The sequence below is a fragment of the Ruegeria sp. HU-ET01832 genome, from assembly GCF_040371315.1.
Taxonomy (GTDB): domain Bacteria; phylum Pseudomonadota; class Alphaproteobacteria; order Rhodobacterales; family Rhodobacteraceae; genus Ruegeria; species Ruegeria lacuscaerulensis_A.
Genome location: NZ_BAABWL010000004.1, coordinates 342,727 through 362,045, shown reverse-complemented (window position 1 = coordinate 362,045; position 19,319 = coordinate 342,727). Strand labels below are relative to the sequence as shown.

Annotated in this window: 19 protein-coding genes; 6 read left to right on the top strand and 13 right to left on the bottom strand. The window is 59.5% G+C overall.

Annotation, left to right across the window (positions count from 1 at the left end; translation table 11 throughout):
- Positions 1–59: 59 nt before the first annotated feature.
- Complete coding sequence (locus ABWV79_RS14515; protein WP_353392736.1) at positions 60–1,547, bottom strand: ABC transporter substrate-binding protein; 1,488 nt, start codon at positions 1,545–1,547, stop codon at positions 60–62.
- A 170-nt stretch (positions 1,548–1,717) separates the two neighbouring features.
- Between ABWV79_RS14515 and panB the strand changes: the two genes are divergently transcribed.
- From panB to glpK, 3 genes are all read left to right on the top strand, one after another.
- Positions 1,718–2,557: a 3-methyl-2-oxobutanoate hydroxymethyltransferase gene (gene panB, locus ABWV79_RS14510; protein WP_170527510.1), complete on the top strand. Its 840-nt coding sequence runs from the start codon at positions 1,718–1,720 to the stop codon at positions 2,555–2,557.
- Positions 2,554–3,396 carry a pantoate--beta-alanine ligase gene (gene panC / locus ABWV79_RS14505; protein ID WP_353392734.1) on the top strand — a complete coding sequence of 281 codons (843 nt, stop codon included), beginning with the start codon at positions 2,554–2,556 and terminating at the stop codon, positions 3,394–3,396. The genes panB and panC overlap by 4 nt, the downstream gene beginning before the upstream one ends.
- Before the next feature lie 70 nt (positions 3,397–3,466).
- Positions 3,467–4,945 carry a glycerol kinase GlpK gene (gene glpK, locus ABWV79_RS14500; RefSeq protein WP_353392732.1) on the top strand — a complete coding sequence of 493 codons (1,479 nt, stop codon included), beginning with the start codon at positions 3,467–3,469 and terminating at the stop codon, positions 4,943–4,945.
- Positions 4,946–4,958: 13 nt separating this feature from the next.
- Here the strand turns inward: glpK and smpB are convergent, their stop codons facing one another.
- From smpB to ABWV79_RS14450, 10 genes are all read right to left on the bottom strand, one after another.
- The gene (gene smpB / locus ABWV79_RS14495; protein ID WP_209195765.1) at positions 4,959–5,441 is read right to left on the bottom strand and encodes an SsrA-binding protein SmpB; all 483 of its coding nucleotides are present in this window, start codon (positions 5,439–5,441) and stop codon (positions 4,959–4,961) included.
- A gap of 41 nt (positions 5,442–5,482) precedes the next feature.
- Positions 5,483–6,025, bottom strand: a complete 543-nt coding sequence (gene idi / locus ABWV79_RS14490; protein WP_170355873.1) for an isopentenyl-diphosphate Delta-isomerase — start codon at positions 6,023–6,025, stop codon at positions 5,483–5,485.
- A gap of 152 nt (positions 6,026–6,177) precedes the next feature.
- Positions 6,178–6,591 carry a c-type cytochrome gene (locus tag ABWV79_RS14485; RefSeq protein WP_170755183.1) on the bottom strand — a complete coding sequence of 138 codons (414 nt, stop codon included), beginning with the start codon at positions 6,589–6,591 and terminating at the stop codon, positions 6,178–6,180.
- A gap of 113 nt (positions 6,592–6,704) precedes the next feature.
- Positions 6,705–7,721, bottom strand: coding sequence for a P1 family peptidase (locus ABWV79_RS14480; RefSeq protein ID WP_353392729.1), 1,017 nt, complete (start codon positions 7,719–7,721; stop codon positions 6,705–6,707).
- An 81-nt stretch (positions 7,722–7,802) separates the two neighbouring features.
- The gene (locus ABWV79_RS14475; protein ID WP_353392727.1) at positions 7,803–8,546 is read right to left on the bottom strand and encodes an SDR family oxidoreductase; all 744 of its coding nucleotides are present in this window, start codon (positions 8,544–8,546) and stop codon (positions 7,803–7,805) included.
- 55 nt (positions 8,547–8,601) lie between these two features.
- Positions 8,602–9,021: an alternative ribosome rescue aminoacyl-tRNA hydrolase ArfB gene (gene arfB, locus ABWV79_RS14470; protein ID WP_170355867.1), complete on the bottom strand. Its 420-nt coding sequence runs from the start codon at positions 9,019–9,021 to the stop codon at positions 8,602–8,604.
- Positions 9,022–9,284: 263 nt separating this feature from the next.
- The gene (locus tag ABWV79_RS14465; protein ID WP_170355865.1) at positions 9,285–9,929 is read right to left on the bottom strand and encodes a queuosine precursor transporter; all 645 of its coding nucleotides are present in this window, start codon (positions 9,927–9,929) and stop codon (positions 9,285–9,287) included.
- A 90-nt stretch (positions 9,930–10,019) separates the two neighbouring features.
- Positions 10,020–10,904 carry an esterase-like activity of phytase family protein gene (locus ABWV79_RS14460; protein WP_353392726.1) on the bottom strand — a complete coding sequence of 295 codons (885 nt, stop codon included), beginning with the start codon at positions 10,902–10,904 and terminating at the stop codon, positions 10,020–10,022.
- Positions 10,877–11,740, bottom strand: a complete 864-nt coding sequence (gene mepA, locus ABWV79_RS14455; protein ID WP_170355862.1) for a penicillin-insensitive murein endopeptidase — start codon at positions 11,738–11,740, stop codon at positions 10,877–10,879. The genes ABWV79_RS14460 and mepA overlap by 28 nt, the downstream gene beginning before the upstream one ends.
- Positions 11,737–13,104 (bottom strand): MFS transporter, encoded by a 1,368-nt coding sequence (locus ABWV79_RS14450; protein WP_353392724.1) that lies wholly within the window; start codon positions 13,102–13,104, stop codon positions 11,737–11,739. Before ABWV79_RS14450 ends, mepA begins: the two co-directional genes overlap by 4 nt.
- 129 nt (positions 13,105–13,233) lie before the next feature.
- Between ABWV79_RS14450 and ABWV79_RS14445 the strand changes: the two genes are divergently transcribed.
- The 3 genes from ABWV79_RS14445 (at position 13,234) to yaaA (ending at position 16,443) form a co-directional block, all read left to right on the top strand.
- Positions 13,234–13,521 (top strand): YggT family protein, encoded by a 288-nt coding sequence (locus ABWV79_RS14445; RefSeq protein WP_353392723.1) that lies wholly within the window; start codon positions 13,234–13,236, stop codon positions 13,519–13,521.
- 78 nt (positions 13,522–13,599) lie between these two features.
- Positions 13,600–15,639, top strand: coding sequence for a DNA helicase RecQ (gene recQ, locus ABWV79_RS14440; protein ID WP_353392722.1), 2,040 nt, complete (start codon positions 13,600–13,602; stop codon positions 15,637–15,639).
- Between the two features lie 33 nt (positions 15,640–15,672).
- Positions 15,673–16,443 (top strand): peroxide stress protein YaaA, encoded by a 771-nt coding sequence (gene yaaA, locus ABWV79_RS14435; protein ID WP_170355855.1) that lies wholly within the window; start codon positions 15,673–15,675, stop codon positions 16,441–16,443.
- Here the strand turns inward: yaaA and ABWV79_RS14430 are convergent.
- Both ABWV79_RS14430 and ABWV79_RS14425 read right to left on the bottom strand, forming a co-directional pair.
- On the bottom strand, positions 16,431–16,715 hold the full coding sequence (locus tag ABWV79_RS14430; protein WP_353392909.1) for a VOC family protein: 285 nt from the start codon (positions 16,713–16,715) through the stop codon (positions 16,431–16,433). The two genes, yaaA and ABWV79_RS14430, sit on opposite strands and share 13 nt — an antisense overlap.
- 190 nt (positions 16,716–16,905) lie before the next feature.
- The gene (locus ABWV79_RS14425) at positions 16,906–19,113 is read right to left on the bottom strand and encodes a response regulator (RefSeq protein WP_353392720.1); all 2,208 of its coding nucleotides are present in this window, start codon (positions 19,111–19,113) and stop codon (positions 16,906–16,908) included.
- Positions 19,114–19,319: the final 206 nt, after the last annotated feature.

Below are 19,319 nucleotides of genomic sequence, written 5' to 3'. Positions count from 1 at the left end.
GATACCGTTCACCCCGACCCTTGAAAAACTGCGGCCGCACAATACAGCCCCAGTTCCAGTCATTCAGACCAACTGATCTGCGTCAGATCGATGGCAGCTGTGGGCGCGTTCTCCCACAGGCCCTGCACACCGGCTTTGGCAACACCCAGCTTGGCCAGCTGGAACAGATAGCCATTCACGAAATCGGTGGCGATCAGCCGTTGCGCATCGCCCAGCAATTTCTTGCGCTCATCAGGGTCGGTGGTTTCGTTCAGAAGTTCCATCAACGCTTGAAAATCGCTGCTGTCATATTGGAAGTAATAGTCGGGCCGCGCATAGATGCCGATGTCCATCGGCTCGGTGTGGCTGACGATAGTCAGGCCGAAATCCTTGCCCTTGAACACCGATTCCAACCATTGCGCCCATTCAACATTGATGATCTCGGCTTTGATCCCAACCTCCGCCAGCTGCGCGGCGATGATCTCACCGCCGCGACGGGCGTATGAGGGGGGCGGTAGATGCAGCGTGGTCTCGAACCCGTCGGCATAGCCAGCATCAGCCAGTAACTGCGCAGCTTTCTTGGGGTCATAGGCCGAATTGCCGGTCAGATCGACATAGGCCGGATTGTGCGGCGCGAAATGGGTGCCGATGGGGGTTCCATAGCCAAACATCGCGCCGTCGATAATTGCCTGACGGTCGATCGCATGGGCCATAGCCTGCCGCACCCTTATGTCGTCGAATGGAGCTTTCTTATTGTTGGTGGACAGGATCGTTTCGCCCTCGGTCGAACCGACCAGCACTTGAAAACGGGGGTCGGCCTCGAATTGAGGCAGGTTCTCGGGCGCCGGGAAGTTGTCGAACACGTCCACGTCCTCGGCCATCATCGCGGCAAAGGCTGCGGTGGGGTCCGAGATGAACTTGAACGTTGCTGTCTCAAGGCTGGGCTGATCGCCCCAATAGTTCGGGTTGCGATTCACCGTGATGCTGTCGCCCTGCACCCAGTTACCAAAGGTATAGGCCCCTGTTCCCACGGGATTGGTCTTGATGTCGTCGATACTCTCAGGCGCGACAATCACTGCGTCGCCCCAAGCCATATTGAACAGGAAATTCCCATTCGGCGCGGACAAAGTGACCTTGACGGTCAGCGGATCGACCACCTCGACGCTGTTGATCCCGGCGAACAGAGCTTTCTGCGCATTCGCGCTGTCTTCGGCGCGAGCGCGGTCAAGGCTGAACTTGACGTCCTCGGCATCCATGGTCGATCCATCGTGGAACGTCACACCTTCGCGCAGCTTGAACGTATAGATCGTCCCGTCTTCCGAGATCTCCCAACTTTCCGCAAGACCGGGCACGACCGAGCCGTCCCCCATAAAACGGGTCAGCCCTTCGAAGATATTGGTATAGACCACCGAATCGATGGCTTGCGCGGCGGCGCTTGTCGGGTCCAGATGCGGCGGCTCAAGCTGCATCGCGATGGTAATATCTGATTTGGCCAATGCCTCGCCTGCGAACAAGCTGGCAACGACGGCCAAAGCGGACGCAAAGGACCGAAATCTCTGCTTTGTCATGAAAATCACTCCCCACTGAAATATGCAGCCGCGTGTTTTTTCGGGCTATTGTCAGACCAATCTTCCCATAAACCTACAGTCAATCAAGGAAATGTTCGCGCAACCGGGGTTTCTATGCGGTGCCGCAATCTGCTATGCCGCGCTGCAACATAAACCCCGGAGGAGCGATCATGAGCGCCACCGCCCGCAAAAAAGCCCCCAACGCCGAAGATATTCGGGCGCGCAAAGGGGGCGAGCCCCTGGTCTCGTTGACCGCCTACACTACGCCGATGGCCCGATTGATGGACGACCATTGCGACTTCGTTCTTGTCGGCGACAGCGTCGGCATGGTCCTGCACGGACTGGAATCGACGTTGGGCGTGACGATGGAGATGATGGTGATGCACGGTCAAGCCGTCGCCCGCGGGCTGAGCAATGCGATGATGGTCATCGACATGCCCTTTGGCAGCTATGAACACTCGCCTGCCGACGCGTTCCGCAACGCAGCGCGGCTGATGGCTGAAACCGGCGCGGGAGCCGTCAAGCTTGAGGGCGGGGTCGAAATGGCCGAGACCATCCGCTTTCTGGTCAAGCGCGGCATTCCGGTGATGGCTCATATCGGCCTGACCCCACAATCGATCAACACGCTGGGTGGCTACAAGGTACAGGGCCGCGATGAACAGGCTGAGGCCGTGCTGGCAGACGCCTACGCCGTCGCAGGCGCAGGCGCGTTTTCGGTCGTGTTAGAGAAGGTTCCGCAACGTCTGGCCGATCGCATCACAGCCGAGGTTGCGATCCCCACCATTGGCATCGGTGCATCTGCGGGCTGTGACGGGCAAATCCTTGTGGTCGACGACATGGTGGGCTTTTTCACCGCCTTCAAACCGAAATTCGTCAAACGTTATGCCGAACTTGGCCCGCTGGCCGAGGCCGCCATCGCCGAATACGCCGCCGAAGTGCGCGCCCGCAGCTTTCCGGCGGACGAACATGTCTTTGCCGATCAGGCCCCGTCCAAAGGACCAAAGACATGACAGCCCCCATCCTGCGCCGCCTTGCCGATCTGCGCGCGTTGACGACAGAATGGCACCGCAAGGGTGAGGTCATTGGCGTGGTCCCCACCATGGGCGCGCTGCATCAGGGGCATCTGTCGCTGGTTCAGGCCGCCAAGGTGGGGGTCGACCGCGTCATTGTCACGATCTTTGTGAACCCCAAGCAGTTCAACAACCCTGAGGACTTGGCCAACTACCCGCGCACCGAACATGAGGACGCGCAGAAACTGGCCCCCATTGACGTGGATGCGATCTATGTGCCCGACCCGGATGAGATCTACCCGCAGGGCTTTGCCACCACCGTTTCCGTCACCGGCCTGACCAACGTGATGGAGGGTGAATTCCGTCCCGGCCATTTCGACGGAGTCGCCACTGTCGTCGCGAAACTGTTCCTGCAGACACAGGCAGACAGAGCCTATTTCGGCGAAAAAGACTATCAGCAATTGATGGTCGTGCGCCGTATGGCCCGCGATCTGGACATCCCGATCGAGGTTATTGGCTGCCCCACCGTCCGCGAACCCTCGGGGCTGGCGATGTCCTCGCGCAACCTGCGTCTGTCACCCGAAGGGTTGGAGATCTCTGCCCACAAACACCGGATCATGACCGAACTGGCCTCCGCTTTGAAAGATGGCGCGGCCTTTGACATTCTGGCTGCGCAAGCGCAGACCGATCTTCTGGCCGCAGGGTTCACGCAGGTCGAATATATCCAACTGCGCTGCGCTGACAGCTTAGAGCCGCTGACTCATGCCGACCGCCCCGCCCGGCTGTTTGTGGCCGCTTGGGCAGATGGCGTGCGACTGATCGACAATATTCCGGTCTGAACGCTCTGGCACCCGCACTATTGTTTGCGCTAAAGTCCTGCAAAACCAATACCAGAGGGGGGGCGCGGGCATGACCTATATTCTCGCTATTGATCAGGGCACCACATCATCGCGGGCCATTCTGTTTGACGCTGAAATGCAGCGCGCGGGCACCGCACAGCACGAATTCACCCAGCATTTCCCGCAGGAAGGCTGGGTCGAACACGACCCCGAGGAAATCTGGGACAGCGTTTTGCGGGTCTGCCGTGAGGTGATGGAAACCAATGGCGTCACCCCCGACCAAATCGCCGGTATCGGCATCACCAACCAGCGTGAAACCACCGTGGTCTGGGATCGCGCCACCGGGAAACCGATCCACAACGCCATCGTCTGGCAAGACCGCCGCACCGCCGAGATTTGCGCCCGCTATAAACAAGCAGGGTGCGAGGACGACGTGACGGCCCAGACCGGCCTGCTGCTGGACCCGTATTTCTCGGGCACCAAGGTGAAATGGCTGCTGGATACCGTCCCTGGCGCGCGTGAAAAGGCCGAGGCCGGAGAGCTGCTGTTCGGCACCATCGACTGTTTCCTGATCTGGCGTCTAACCGAAGGCCGCAGCCACGCCACCGACGCCACAAACGCCGCCCGCACCCTGTTGTTCGACATCCACAAAGGCGAATGGAGCACGGAGATCTGTGATCTGCTGGACGTGCCGATGAATATGCTGCCGCAGGTCCATGATTGTGCCTCGGATTTCGGAGAAACGACTCTATTAGGGGGAAATATCCCGATTCTGGGCGTCGCGGGCGATCAGCAGGCCGCGACTATCGGGCAGGCGTGTTTCCAACCGGGCATGATGAAATCCACCTACGGCACGGGCTGTTTCGCGCTGCTGAACACGGGCGACAAACCGGTTGAATCGAAAAACCGTCTGCTGACAACCATCGCCTACCAGCTGGACGGTAAGCGGACCTATGCGCTTGAGGGCTCTATCTTTGTAGCCGGGGCTGCTGTGCAATGGCTGCGTGATGCGTTGCAGATCATCGAAACGGCCCCCGAAAGCGGCGATTTGGCGCAACAAGCAGACCCTAATCAGCATGTCGTGCTGGTGCCCGCTTTTACCGGGCTGGGCGCGCCTTACTGGAAACCCGATTGCCGGGGCGCAGTGTTCGGTCTGACCCGCAATTCAGGTCGGGCCGAGTTCGCCAAAGCCACGCTGGAAAGCATCGCCTACCAGACCCGCGATCTGTGGCACGCCATGCAAGGCGATTGGGGCGCGGATACCGATGTGACGCTGCGCGTCGATGGTGGCGCCAGCGCTTCGGATTGGGCGATGCAGGGGTTGTCGGATTATCTGGGTGCTGAAGTTGACCGTCCGGTGATGCAGGAAACAACTGCTCTAGGTGCGGCGTGGCTGGCCGGAATGCGCGCGGGGGTCTATCCCGATCAGCAAGGGTTCTCGGAGACCTGGGCGCTGGACCGCCGGTTTAAACCTGAGATGTCGCAAGAGGATCGCGACGCCGCCTATGATCGATGGAAACGGGCTGTGTCAGCTGCGATGGCGTTCTGAACCGAGTGAGGGATCAGCTATGATCCTTCATCAACCGCTGCTTCTGACGTGACCAATCGCGCTTAGCCTGCGTTTCGCGCTTGTCGTGCAGTTTCTTACCCTTGGCGATGCCGATCTTCAGCTTGGCCCGACCCTTGTGGTTGAAATACAAAACCAGCGGCACCAGCGTCATACCCTTGCGCTGAGTCGCATTCCACAGATTTGACAATTCTTTGCGCGACACCAACAACTTGCGACGACGGCGTTCTTCGTGCTTGAAGACCTTCGCCTGCTCATATGGCGCGATATAGCTGTTGATCAGCCACAGCTCACCGTCATCGACCGAGGCATAGCTTTCGGCGATGTTCGAGCCGCCGGCGCGCAGAGACTTGACCTCGGAGCCTTCCAGCATGATGCCGCACTCGATATCCTCTTCGATCGCGTAATCGAAGCGGGCCCGCCGGTTTTCGGCGATGACTTTGTAATTCGGGTCGGTCTTCTGCTTTTGCTTGGCCATGACGCGTTGATTTAGGCGGCTTGGCGCGGCCTTGCAAGCCCTCAGGTCTTGGCGGAGATGATCAGGTCGGGGCCGAAAATCGTGTCGGCGTGGTTGTGCAGATAAATCTTGAGCCAGGGCGTGAATCGCGCGGGGTGGCGCTGCACCTCGGCCAGAAGGTCGTGATAGTCGATCCAGCGGATATCCATGACCTCGTCGGGGTTCGGTTCGATCTGCAATGGCCCACGCACATGGGCAAGGAAAACGTCCACCACCTCATGCTCGATCATCGAATTGCCCACATCGGCGTGGTATTCCAGCCGGTGGCGATATTCGGGATAGAGCCCGGTAATCCCCAATTCCTCACGCAGGCGGCGCACCGCGCATTCCGAGGGCGTCTCACCCCAGTCAGGATGGGTGCAGCAGGTATTCGCCCACAGGCCCGGCGTGTGGTATTTGCCCATCGCCCGACGTTGCAGCAAAATCTCGGTCCCGCGCACGACAAAGACCGACACCGCCTTGTGCCGCAAACCCTTTTCATGCGCTTCAAGCTTGTCCACGGGGGTCAACTCGCCATCGACCCAGGCCGGGATCATGATTCCCATCTTTCAACTCCTGCTGCCTGCCCGACGGACAGGTCGGACTCGTTCGGCTGCGTATTTCCAAGGTGGCGATGTTGAGCACTCATATCAATCGCACGAAAGGCCGCAGGGGGACTGCGGCCTTTCGATGAATCTCAGGAGATCGGTGTCAGATACTATTCGCCCGAAACGCTGACGATATAGGCATAGACGTCTTCACCGCCGGATTTCAGCCGGAAGGTCATTTTCGACTTGGCCGCTGTGTCATCCAGATAGGTTTTCAGGAAGGCTTTGGGGTCCTGAGAGTACTCGACAAAGGTTGTCTCATCCCAGACCAGACCGTTTTCACCTGCGGCCACGATGCTGTCACCGTATTTGAAGTCTTCAACCGTGCCAGCAGTGCGGCCCGCGATACCGTAAAGGTTCGGGCCGGTCTTGCCACCTTTGACGATCACTTCGCCATCCGGATCAGCGATCATGTGGCAGGATTTGCACTTGTTGAAGGCTTTCTTGCCAGCTTCTGCGTCACCTTCAGCATAGGCAGGAAGGGCCAGAAGGCCGACAATTGCAGTCGCGAGAATGCGATTCATGGCTTTTGCTCCGATAAATATTGGCTGCACCGAATGGAACGCCGGCACAGAAAAGAGTCAACGCGCAGATTGCCGCGCAACGACACAGTGTCACAACCCGACTTTAGTCGTCCTTAACCAAAGTCATGCGTCTGTGACCAACATGGCAGCAGATCGCCCAACTCGGGTGTGGCCAGATAGACGGCGCGGGCAATGGCCCGTGCAAGGCAGATCGAGGCCGTGTGGCCGATCAGCGCCAGATCCGCATCCGACGTCAGGGGTCGCGCACCGGTGCTGACTCCAAAGACCAGATCGCCATCTCCGGGCGTGTGGGCGGGCAGGATAGCACGGGCGATGCCGTCATGAGCCGCAACCGCCAACCGCTGACATTGCGGTTTCGATAGGGTTGCATCCGTGGCGACAATGGCGATGGTTGTATTGCCCTTGTCAGGTGCTGCCGGGTGCATGACCTGCGCCTTGAGGCTGGGCGCAGGCTGTCCAAGCCCCGAGGTCGGATCAGGCCCTAAACCGCCGAATTCGCCGCCCTGTTCGAACGGGGCGGCCCAGAAATGACGGTCGCCGGCCGTGGTGACACTGCCCAGCGGGTTGGCGGCAACCAATGCGCCGACAGTGACACCGTTTTCCAGCACCACCGAGGCAGAACCCAGCCCGCCTTTATGTCGGGCGGCCAAAGCTCCTGTGCCTGCGCCCGCTGTGCCCAGCGCGAAATCAGAGGCTGCGTTTTCGTACGCGGTGCGGCCCAATGCGCGATAAGGGTTCTCGGTCCATGTCTTATCACCCCCGTTCAGCAGATCGAACAAGATGGCTCCGGGAACGATGGGGACGATGGCGGGGCCGACGGCAAAGCCCCTGCCTTCCGCGCGCAAGGCGTCTGAGACACCCGAGCACGCGTCCAACCCAAAGGCCGAACCGCCAGACAGGGTGATCGCATCCACCCGCTGCACCGATTTGTCCGGGGCCAGCAGGTCGGTTTCCCGTGTTCCAGGCGCACCGCCCATCACATGTACCGAGGCGGTAAAGGGCGCGTCCGCCGTCAGCACTGTTGTGCCGGATTTCAACGCGTCGTCTTGCGCGTTGCCGACGCACAGGCCGGGGATATCGGTGATCAGGTTTTTCAGTCCGGGCGTCATTTCTAGGTGATCCTGTGGGGAGGGGAAGCGCGCAGGCGCGCTGCCTCCGGCGGAGGTATTTTTGGCCAGATGAAGGGCGGATCAGATACAGCGGCCACCGTCGACCTCCAAAGCTGTGCCGGTGATCATGCTGGCCTCGTCCGAGCACAGGAACAGGGCGGCGTTTGCCATGTCTTGCGGGGTTGAGAAGCGGCCGAGCGGGATGGTTGAGAGGAATTTGGCGCGGATTTCGGGGGTGTCCTCGCCCATGAAGGATTTCAGCAGCGGAGTTTCGCCCGCTACGGGACAGATGGCGTTGACGCGAACGCCTGATGGGGCAAGCTCGACGGCCATGGTTTTGGTGGCGGTGATCATCCAACCTTTCGAAGCGTTGTACCAGTTCAGGTTCGGGCGCGGTGACAGGCCCGCCGTCGAGGCCACGTTCAGGATTGCACCCGCGCCACGCGCCTTCATCTGCGGAACAAGAGCGCGCGCTGTCAGGTAGACGGATTTCATATTCACGTTGAAGACGCGGTCGAAATCATCTTCGGACACGTCCTCGAGCGGGGTTGGCAGATGGGTGACGCCCGCATTATTGACAAGAATATCGACGGGGCCGAAAGCATCGCTGGCCGCATCGGCCATGGCCTGAACTGAGGCCGGGTTGGCCACATCGACCGTATGGGCGGTGGCGTTTTCGTGCTGTATCGCCAATGCTTGTGCCGCATCGCCATTGATATCGGCGATCATGACCCGTGCGCCTTCTTCAAGGAACCGCTCGACGATACCGGCACCAAAACCCGACGCGCCGCCGGTGACGATTGCGGTTTTGCCCTTAAGCCTCATGGTCTTGCCCTCCCGTTTGGAGGTCAGACTAGCAAGGCGCGGGGAAACTGCCAGTTCAATCTTCGCTGACCCGCCCACGCAGCGCCTTGACGTCTCCGCGCGCTTTTTTCGCCGCCAGCCGCCGTTTGACCGAGCCATAGGTGGGCTTGGTCGCAACCCGTCGTTTGGGCTTGACCAGCGCGCGGGCGATCAGCTCGGCCAGCCGCGCGCGGGCCAACTCGCGGTTGCGGGCCTGGCTGCGGGTTTCCTCGCACTGGATGATGATCGCGCCCTCTTTGGTCCAGCGTCGCCCGGCCAGCTTTTTCAGCCGGTTTTTCACCGGATCAGGCAGCGACGGAGACCGAGCAGCTTCGAACCGCAGCTCAACGGCAGTTGAGACCTTGTTCACGTTCTGCCCGCCGGGTCCGGAGGACCGCACAAAGCTTTCGGTCATTTCCCAGTCTTGCAGAATGATATCGTCGGTGATGCGCAACATAGGCGCGACCTTAACTGCCCGAGCACAAAACAAAAAGGGCCGCCCCGGCGGGACAGCCCTTCGAAAGTTCAGGAGGTTGGGTCGGTTAGATCAATCGACCAGCCGGAGCGAGCGCTCCGCCAAGGGCTGCCCTAACAGGCGATCCCCCCGGTTGTTCCGACACCTCTCTCCAATCTCTTTCTCGACACTGGATCACCTCCTTATCTATCTGTTGCGGTTGATAAGGATGGTGACACAAGATGCGCCAATCTCCAAACGTTTTTTTACGCAGGCTGTGCGGTCAGGCGCGAGACGATCACTTTGAACGGGATCAGCGCGATCATGGCCAGCGACAGTTTCACCAGCCAATCCGCGAAAGCCAACGTCACCCACAGAGGGGCCATTGGACCCGTCAGCATGAAGGGTACCGGCTCCCACGCCCAGTTGATCGCGGCGTCGGCATTGGCGCCAAACACGGTGACCGAGGCCGAGAAGGCGATAGTAAAGAACAACGCCGTATCCAGCGCCGATCCGACCAGGGTCGAGACCAGCGGCGCGCGCCACCAGCGGCCTCCGCGCATTGCATTGAACACGGTGACGTCGGTCAGCTGCGCGATCAGGAACGCAGTCCCCGAGGCCACGGCGATGCGCAGCGGCACGGCGGCATAGGTGAAGCCATCGCCCTGCAGCATGATCTGACTGCCAATCAGCGAGCAGATGATACCGGTGATGAAACCTGCGAACACAACCTTGCGGGCCGTGGCCACGCCGTAGACGCGGTTCATGATGTCTGTGACCAGAAAGGCCAGCGGATAGGTGAAAGCACCCCAGGTCAACAGCCCGTCAAAGATCAGGAACTGGACCAGAATGTTCGAGGCCACGACGATGGCGGCCATGGCAAGAATGCCGGGAATGTAAGCGCGTTGCATATTTTGATGCCCGTTTTGTCAAGGTAGCGGCGACTTGGCCAGGGGGTATCCCAAGGCAAGCCGTGCGTTTAGACGCTTGGGGAACCTAAGTCAATCGGGCAGCAGGTATTCCACCAGCTCGGTGCTTTGCAAGGCTAGGAAGTTGTCATCCGAGATCATCGTTGCCCGCAGCCGCCCCTGATCGTCGCGCCAGATGGACAGACCTTCCAGGTTGTCATGCGCGCCGGTGCTGGTCTGGAACAGGGTTTCTTCGGTCTGAGGCCCGTCCCCGTCAATCTGCCAGCGCCGCAACCGGGATTTAAACCCCGTCCACCCCAGCGCACGTTCCAACACGTAAAGCCTGCCGTCGGGGTCGAAATCGGCCGATACAGGCAGGAATTTTCCGCTCTGCGGTAGCACAAACGGTGTCGACCACGCTTGCCCATCCCAGCGATAAACGGGGATGTCGCCATGCGGAGTCCGACTTTTCTCGGGCATGGTGTAAAGCTGACCTGCAGCGTCAATTGCCAAAGCTTCGAAAGACCCGTTCAGGTCAAGGGTTTGGAATGCCTGCGGTCGGGGTAGCACACTGGCTTTTGCACTTGGGGCGCGATAATGCGCCACGCGGTGCAGGGCCTCGAATGAGATGTAAAAGCTGCCATCGGGCGCAAAGGCGATACCCTCGGAATCGCCAACCCTTCCTGTCAAAGGTCGCCCCTTGCTGGACAGAACCGGCCAGTGGCCTGTGATTTGGATATCTCGGATACCGTTCTTATCCCGCGCGATGGTCGCGCTTACCAACGTCGCCCGATCGCTAAGCGCGACCATCTTGTGGCCGCCCTCTGATATCTGCAGGGCCGAAAACCCGCCGAACCAATCAGCGGTGTGACGCCACACATGGCTTTGCAGATGGGTCGCGGACTTGACCTCGACCGCTGTTGCTGCCCCTGCAAAGGGCAGCGCGCAGATCAGTTGGATTGCAGAACGGCGGCGCATTGCTGAGGCAGATCGGCCAAACGATATTCACGCCGGGGCTTCGGTGCCGGCGCATTGGGATCGGGCGGAGGCGGGTTGAGAATGTTGTTCACCCATTGCTGCGCTTGATCACAGCCATCGCCCTTGGGCGGCGGGTCCTGATTGACGCATCCTTTCGAGCCACGCGGACAGGCCAGCCGGACATGGAAATGATAGTGGTGGCCCCACCACGGCCGGATTTTTCGCAAATAGGCGCGGTTGCCCTTTTCATCCTTGCACATTTGCACCTTGGCGCCAGGAAAGACAAAAATCCGCGCCACGCGCTTGTCCTTGGCGGCGGCTTTCAGGATCTCATGGTGTTGTCGGGTCCAGTTGTCATTCACAAAGGCCCCTGCGGACCGGCGCAGGGAAATCGACGAGATATTCTCGCGCGCTTTGCGCCCCAGTCGCATGTTGTCGCCGGGCAGCATCCAGATGTCGATATCGAGGCCCAACTGGTGCGAGCGGTGACCGGATGTCATCGGCCCGCCCCTCGGCTGGCTGATATCCCCGATATAAAGCCCATTCCAGCCTGGCTGTTTCGCAGCAAACCGGCTGAGATCCTGCACATAGTCGATCGCCACCGGGTGCCCCCAGTTGCGGTTGCGCGACAGGCGCATGGCCTGCCAGGTAGGTCCAGTTTCGGGCAGCTGCACCGAACCGGCGGCACATCCGCGCGAATAACTGCCGAACGCGGCTGGTTTTTGCTGCGAACTTTGCTTTTGCGCCCCGAAAAGCTGTTTGGCCAGCGGCTGTGCGCCCACTGCGCCCGCCCATGCAATGGCCGCCAATACGGTCAAAAAACGTAATAAAATCATCTGCTCTGATCCCCTTCCGGTTTAACCCAGCGCATTAGGAACAAGCCCAGAATAAACAAAGCAATGATCGGTGACACCCCCAGACGCGCACTTCCTGTGGCCGCCGTGACAATCCCCACCAACAAAGGCGCGACAAATGCGGTGGCCCGGCCCGACAGGCCATACAGGCCAAAGCTCTCGACCGGGGCTTTTGGGTCCGTGTGGCGCACCATTAACGACCGGCTGGCCGATTGCAGGATGCCCCCCATACCGCCGATCAGGACGCCACAACCAAAGAACACCATATCCGGCAGGCCCGACCCCTCGGGTAAAGCAATGCCGTAAATCTGTGTCCGGTCCATCGACACCACTGTGATACAGACAAAGATCAGCACCCAGATCGCGATCAAAATCACTGGTTTAGGGCCGTATTTCTTGTCCGCCTTGCCCCCGATCCACGCAAAGATGGCCGAGGCCAGAACGCTGACAATCCCAAAAACGCCGATCTTGATCAGATCCCATTCCAGCACCAACCGCGCGTAAACGCCACCAAAGCTGTAAAGCCCGTTCAGCGCATCGCGGTAGAACATGGATGACCCCAGATAGGTCGCCAGACTGACCCGGTGCCGCAGATCCGAGATGGATTTGCCCAGCAGCCGCAGCGCCTCGGCCAGGCTACCCGTTTTCTCGGTCTGCGGATCATCGCGAACCCACAAGAAATAAGGCACCATAAACAGCACGAACCACAACGCGGTGAAGGGGCCGACAAACCGCGTCCCCTCCTGCGCGGCGGCGTCTAATCCAAAGGCCGGGTCCAGACCGATCAGTGTTTTGCCATTGGGCTGTTCCACAAACAGCAGCAACATAATCGCCAGCGAGATCAGCCCGCCGAAATAACCGAAGGCAAAGCCCGATCCCGAAATCTCACCCACTTCGCTGTCATCGCCCAGATCAGGCAATTGCGAATTGATGAAGATCAGCGCGTATTCCGCCCCCACAAAGCCCAGACCAAAGGCCGATAGCATCAGCCACATGTTCGACCCATCAGGCAGCGTGTACCACAGCGCAGCCGAGCCCACCGCATACATCACCGAGAACGCAAATATCCATGGGATGCGCCGCCCAGATACATCCGCCATAGCGCCCAACAAGGGGGCACCAAAAGCGATGATCAGCCCGGTGATCGTCAGGCAATTGGCCCAAACCGTTTGCGCCCGCGCGGCGGCGGCCTGTGCATCCAGCCCGGTGCCGCTGAAGTACCCCGCCGCAACGCCTGCAAAATAGGGGCCAAATACAAAAGTGACCAGCAATGTGTGATAGGGCTGACTGGCCCAGTCAAAAAACCACCAGCCCCAGATGCGCTTGCGCTTGGAAATCTCTGCCATGACTGCCCCTGTTATCGTTGTCTTTATAAGACGGGGCTTTACCCCAATTCGCAAGGGTTGTGTTGGCGCGGGCTTGCTCTTTGACGCCGGGGCGCTTACGTCTCGACAAAGCAATACCCCGGAGGCCCCATGCTGTCGCTGATCCAAATCCTTCTGCTGATCCTGGACATTGTCTGGTTCATCATTCTGGCCCATGTGATCATGAGCTGGCTGATCAATTTTCAGGTGCTCAACCTGCATCAACAGCTGGTGGCGCAAATCTGGTACGGCCTGAACCGCATACTCGAGCCGATCTACGGCCCGATCCGCCGTATCCTACCCAATATGGGCGGGCTGGACCTGACGCCGCTGGTCGTGCTGATCGGCGTCTATGCGGCGCGGATCATTCTGATCAACAATATGGTCTATTTCGTCTGACCTCTTGTTCACCGAATCTTAGTATGTGATTGTCCTGTCTTAAGAGCAGATAAACCTTAAAACAGGGCAACCCCGCAGATGTTCGACTCCGCGCCTTTGCTGCGAGATGTCTTTGGATTCGACGATTTCCGACCCGGTCAGGAAGAGATCGTCGACGCCGTGACGGCAGGCGAGAACGTTCTGGCCATCATGCCCACGGGTGGCGGTAAATCCCTTTGTTTCCAACTGCCTGCCCTGCTGCGCGACGGCGTGACGGTGGTGATTTCCCCCCTGATCGCCCTGATGCGCGATCAGGTGCGCGGGTTGCAAGAGGCCGGGGTTGAGGCTGGCGCGCTGACCTCGGGCAACACTCCCGAAGAAACCGATGCGGTCTGGGAGGCATTGGAGGCCGGGCGGCTGAAACTTCTATACATGGCCCCCGAACGTCTGGCCGCCGGGTCGGCATTGGGGATGCTGCGCCGGATCAATGTCAGCCTTATTGCGGTGGACGAGGCGCATTGCGTCAGCCAATGGGGCCATGATTTCCGCCCCGATTACCTGCGGATCGGAGAGCTGCGGCGTGCCCTTAACGTCCCCTTGGCAGCCTTCACCGCCACGGCGGATGCAGAAACGCAGGACGAAATTGTCGAGAAACTGTTCGATGGCACTACGCCGCGCAAGTTCCTGCGCGGGTTTGACCGGCCCAACATCCATCTTGCCTTTGCCGCCAAAGATGGCCCGCGCAAACAGGTGCTGGAGTTCGCCGCCGCGCGCAAAGGGCAATCCGGCATCGTCTATTGCGGCACCCGCAACAAGACCGAGGTGCTGGCGCAGGCCCTGCGCGCCGAGGGGCACTCAGCCTGTCACTATCACGGCGGTATGGAGCCCGAAGATCGCCGCATTGTCGAAACCCGCTTTGCGCGCGAAGATGGACTGATCGTGGTCGCGACCGTCGCCTTTGGTATGGGCATCGACAAACCCGACATCCGCTGGGTCGCCCATGCGGACCTGCCCAAATCCATCGAGGCCTATTATCAGGAGATCGGCCGCGCGGGCCGCGACGGCGGCCCGGCCGAGACTCTGACCCTGTTTGGACCCGATGACATCCGCCTGCGCCGCTCGCAAATCGACGAAGGGCTGGCCCCGGCTGAACGGCGTATGGCCGACCATGCCCGTCTGAATGCTCTGCTTGGGTTGGCCGAGGCGCTGGTCTGTCGCCGTCAAACCCTGCTGGGCTATTTCGGCGAAAAGGCCGAGCCCTGCAGCAAATGCGATCTCTGCGACACCCCGCCCGAAGTGTTCGACGGCACCACCCCCGTCCGCATGGCCTTGTCTGCCATCTTGCGCACCGAGGAATGGTTTGGATCGGGCCATCTGATCGACATCCTGCTGGCCAATGAAACCGACAAGGTCCGCGCGCGGCGGCATGACGCCCTGTCCACATGGGGCATTGGCAAGGACTGGTCCCGCCCGCAATGGCAGGCGATTTTCCGGCAGATGATGGGACATGATCTGGTCCGTCCCGATCCCGACCGCCACGGCGCGCTGCGCATGACCAAGGCCGCCAAGCCGATCCTGAAGGGCGAGGCGCAGATCAACCTGCGCAAGGACACGATCCGCAAAGCCACCCGGCGCCCCGCCGTCAAGGCTATGGTGGCCGAAGAAGACGCGCCGCTGCTGTCGGCGCTCAAGGCCAAACGCCGCGCGCTGGCAGAATCCCAACGGGTTCCGGCCTATGTCATCTTTCCCGACCGCACCCTCATCGAAATGGCGGAAACCCGCCCGATGACGCTGGACGATATGGCCCGGATCGGGGGTATTGGCGCGAAAAAGCTGGAACGCTATGGCGATACTTTCCTTGAAGTGATCGCGGGTGAGGCCGCCGCCCTGCACCCGGCCCGCCGCAAACTGGCCGGGCGCGATCAGGGCGAGATTTACGACCAGCTTCTGGCCGCACAGAATGACCTGACCCGCGGGCCGGACGGGATCGACAAACCGTTGACATGTTCGGCCTCGCAACTGGCCAAGGTGGCCCAACTGCGGCCCGGCGATCGGCGCGGGCTGGAACAGGTGCTGGGCGACCGTCGTCACGAAAGGTTTGGCGCTGCCTTTCTGGACGTGCTGGAACAGGCGGGCTAAATACGCCCTATCAGGCAAGGAGTAAGGGCGGATATGCTGGTAGTGATTTCCCCGGCCAAGCGGCTGGACTGGGCCGAGCGCGATGTGACGGTCACCCAACCCGATTTTCAGGACGACGCGATCCGGCTGTCGAAAACCGCCCGCAACCTGACGCTGGGCGATCTGAAAAAGCTGATGGACCTGAGCGATGATCTGGCACGCCTGAACCGCGACCGCTATCGCGCCTTTTCTGATGCGCCCGAGGCCGATCTGACCCGCCCCGCAGCGCTGGCCTTTGCCGGTGACACCTATCAGGGGCTTGAAGCCGCATCTTTGGATGCAGATGAAATGGCATGGGCACAGGATCACCTGCGCATTCTGTCGGGGCTTTACGGCGTGCTGCGTCCGCTGGACGCCATTCAGGCCTATCGGCTTGAGATGGGCAGCAAGCTGAAAACCCGGCGCGGCAAGAACCTGTATGAATACTGGCGCGATCAGCTGAGCAAGGCTTTGAACGCGCAGGGCGCGCAGATCGGGTCGGACGTGCTGGTGAACTGCGCCAGTCAGGAATATTTCGGCGCGGTTGATCCCAAAGCGCTTAAACTGCGGGTGATCACTCCTGTGTTCATGGAGGACAAGGCGGGCACCCCCAAGATCGTCAGCTTTTTCGCCAAGAAAGCGCGCGGGGCCATGGCTCGCTATATCATTCAGCACCGCCTAACCGATCCGGCTGGTCTGTTGGATTTCAACACTGGCGGATATTCCTATCGTCCCGACCTTTCGTCTGACGATAAACCTGTCTTTGTGCGCCCCTATTCGTCCTGATTCAGCATTGAAGGATCATAGGCCACCAACTCCACAGTATTGCCCTCGGGGTCTTCGGTGAAAATCCCTCGCCACCCGATCCAGCCAAACTGCTCAACCCGGTAGGGTTGGCCCATTTTGTCATACCAGCGCATCACGGCCTCTTGCTCCTCGAACGGTAGCGACAGCGCGATGTGGTGCAGCGATGATCCGGCCCCTGTGGCAGGTCGGTCGGCGCCGCTGGGGTGCAGCCCCGGTCGTGGGGCGGCAGCATGATGGAACAGGGCCAGCACCTGCGTATGACCTGCAAAGCCTTCGGCAATGCAGAAAAAAGGTGATGGCGCTGTTGTGGTCGCCGCTCAGGCGCTGCAGGCCGATGACGTCTTCGTAAAACGCCACCATCGCCGCCATATCAGCGCAGCGGATGGCGATCTCGCCCAAGGCGCGAGGGTGAAAGCCGCGGAGTTCAGTCATTGTGAAAGCCTAGCCCGGCACATACGCCTCGGCAATCAACGGGTGTGTCCCATCAGGTTGGTGGTTTTGGATCATCTGATGAATTTTCCGCTTTTGCAGCGGCTTGGTCAGATAATGGTCCAACCCCGCCGACAGGATACCCTGATCATCTCCTGCCATTGCATGCGCCGTAAGGGCGATGATGGGAACGTGGCGGCCCGTCTCAATCTCTCGTCGTCGGATTTCTGCCGTCGCCTGTTTGCCGTCCATGCCTGGCATAGATATGTCCATGAAAACAAGATCGGGGTCGAAGTCCTGATAAGCCTCAACAGCCTCAGTCCCGTTTTCTGCAAAGCGCAGATCGATGTTCAGATCTTTAACCATTTTTTGCAGGATCAACTGGTTGGTCCTGTTGTCTTCGGCGGCCAGAACCCGCATGAGCCGTTTTTGCGACCCGTTGGACAAGGAAGCCGCTATGGTTGTAACAGGCAGCACGTCATCCGTTTGCGCTGCGCGACCCAAAGCGGTCAGTCGCGAATAGAGTTCGGCTCTGGGTATGGGTTTCTGCAGAACACCTTCAACAAGATGGCGGGCTGGATTGGCGTGGATCATAGCTGGGTTGGCCGACATCAGGACAATGGGCAGGTCGTCCCATCCCCGGTCCTTGAGTGTGGTGGCAAGCTCTAATCCATCCATGTCAGGCAGATCGTGATCGCACAGAATTAGTCCCACGCTGTCGTCAATCTTCGACAACGCTTCGCTACCAGAGCTACAAACCGTTACCCGTGCCCCCAGACGACTGAACTGTTTGGCCAGGATGGCACGGTTTACAGCCATATCTTCGACCACGATGACGTGCCTCAGCCCCTCCGCCAGATCAGGCGGTTCGGGCTGGGGGCCTTCAATTGTCGGCAGAGAAATTCGGAACCCGAAGCACGAGCCCTGGCGTGGTTCACTTTCAACCCAGATCGTGCCACCCATCAAAGCGATCAACCGTTTAGTGATGGCCAGACCCAACCCTGTTCCTTCAAACTGCCGGTTGCGTTCATCCTCGACTTGGTTGAATTCACCAAAAATATGGTCAATTTTTTCGGCATCGATGCCTATCCCGGTGTCCTCGATTGCCACATGGATATCGCAGGTGCGCAGATCCGTATTGGGTACTCCTGTTACCCGAATGAGCACGTGACCGTGTGACGTGAACTTGACTGCGTTGCCAACCAGATTGGTCAAAACCTGACGCACTCGTCCCGGATCCCCCATGAAAAGAGTTGGCAGGAACAAGTCGTAGTCGACCAGCAATGTCAGCCCCTTGTCCCGAACACTGGGCTGCAGCAGCATAGATACTTCCAGTATGCATCGCTCAAAATCGAATTGTTCGGGATGCAGGATCAGCTTGTCAGCTTCGATCTTCGAATAGTCCAAAACATCATTGATGATGACCAACAATGCCTCGCCCGAATTGCGGATAGTATTGAGATAGAGCCTTTGTTCTTCATCCAGTGGCGTTTCCGACATCAGTTCGGTCATGCCCACGATACCATTCATCGGGGTTCTGATTTCGTGGCTCATATTTGCCAAAAACGCGGACTTTGCGCGGTTTGCGGCTTCAGCCCTTTCACGTGCGGCTTTCAGCTCGGCCTCGTGTCGGACCGACGCAGAAATGTTCAGCGCCAGGCTGACCACGTCCCCCCCGTTGCCGCGCTGGTCAATCAGTTTGAAGTAGTGGCCGTTCCAAAGGCGAATAATTTCAGGCTCGGGGTTCGTTTTCGCCCACCTGGCCTGCATTCGCCGTATCCAATCGCACGCAGCTTCATCGCCAAGATCAATCAATCCCTCGGTCGTGAGAATTTCCAGAATACGGGGATAGGCGATACCGGGCGCAACCTCGTCAATACCTTCGAACACACTCAGGTAGGCCGTGTTCGCTCCGATCAGGCGATTGTCGCCATCGAAAAACGCAAACCCGTCATGGAATGTCTGTATCGAATGCCACAGCCGACGCTCGGCCACTTCGATCTTGGCATTGGCCAGCGTCAGATCAGATTTGACCTTTTCGTTCTCATCGCGAACGGTCTCAACCTCGGCCTGCGTTTCGCCAATACGTTTGGTCAGGGCCATCGCGTGCAAGCCAAGTTTGCGATTGGCTGCCGACAGTTCTGCCTGTTTCATCTCAAGCAACCGTTCGGCAGCCAGCCGCGCGCGTCTTTCTTGTGCCAGTTTTGTTGCAAGACTCATCCGTGACGATCCCAAAGCATTTCCAACCCAGCATCGCGGCAGAGCGTGAAGAAGTGTTTAAGCCGTCACCTGAGCGGCTGGTCGTGGATCAGGGATTGGATGAAACCTAAGGAGCTTCATGCCGCGCACAGAAAATTGTCAGCCATCGGCCCTGTCGCTCGACGCCGTCAGAATGCGTAACAGACGGCCAGATCGGTTTACCCAAG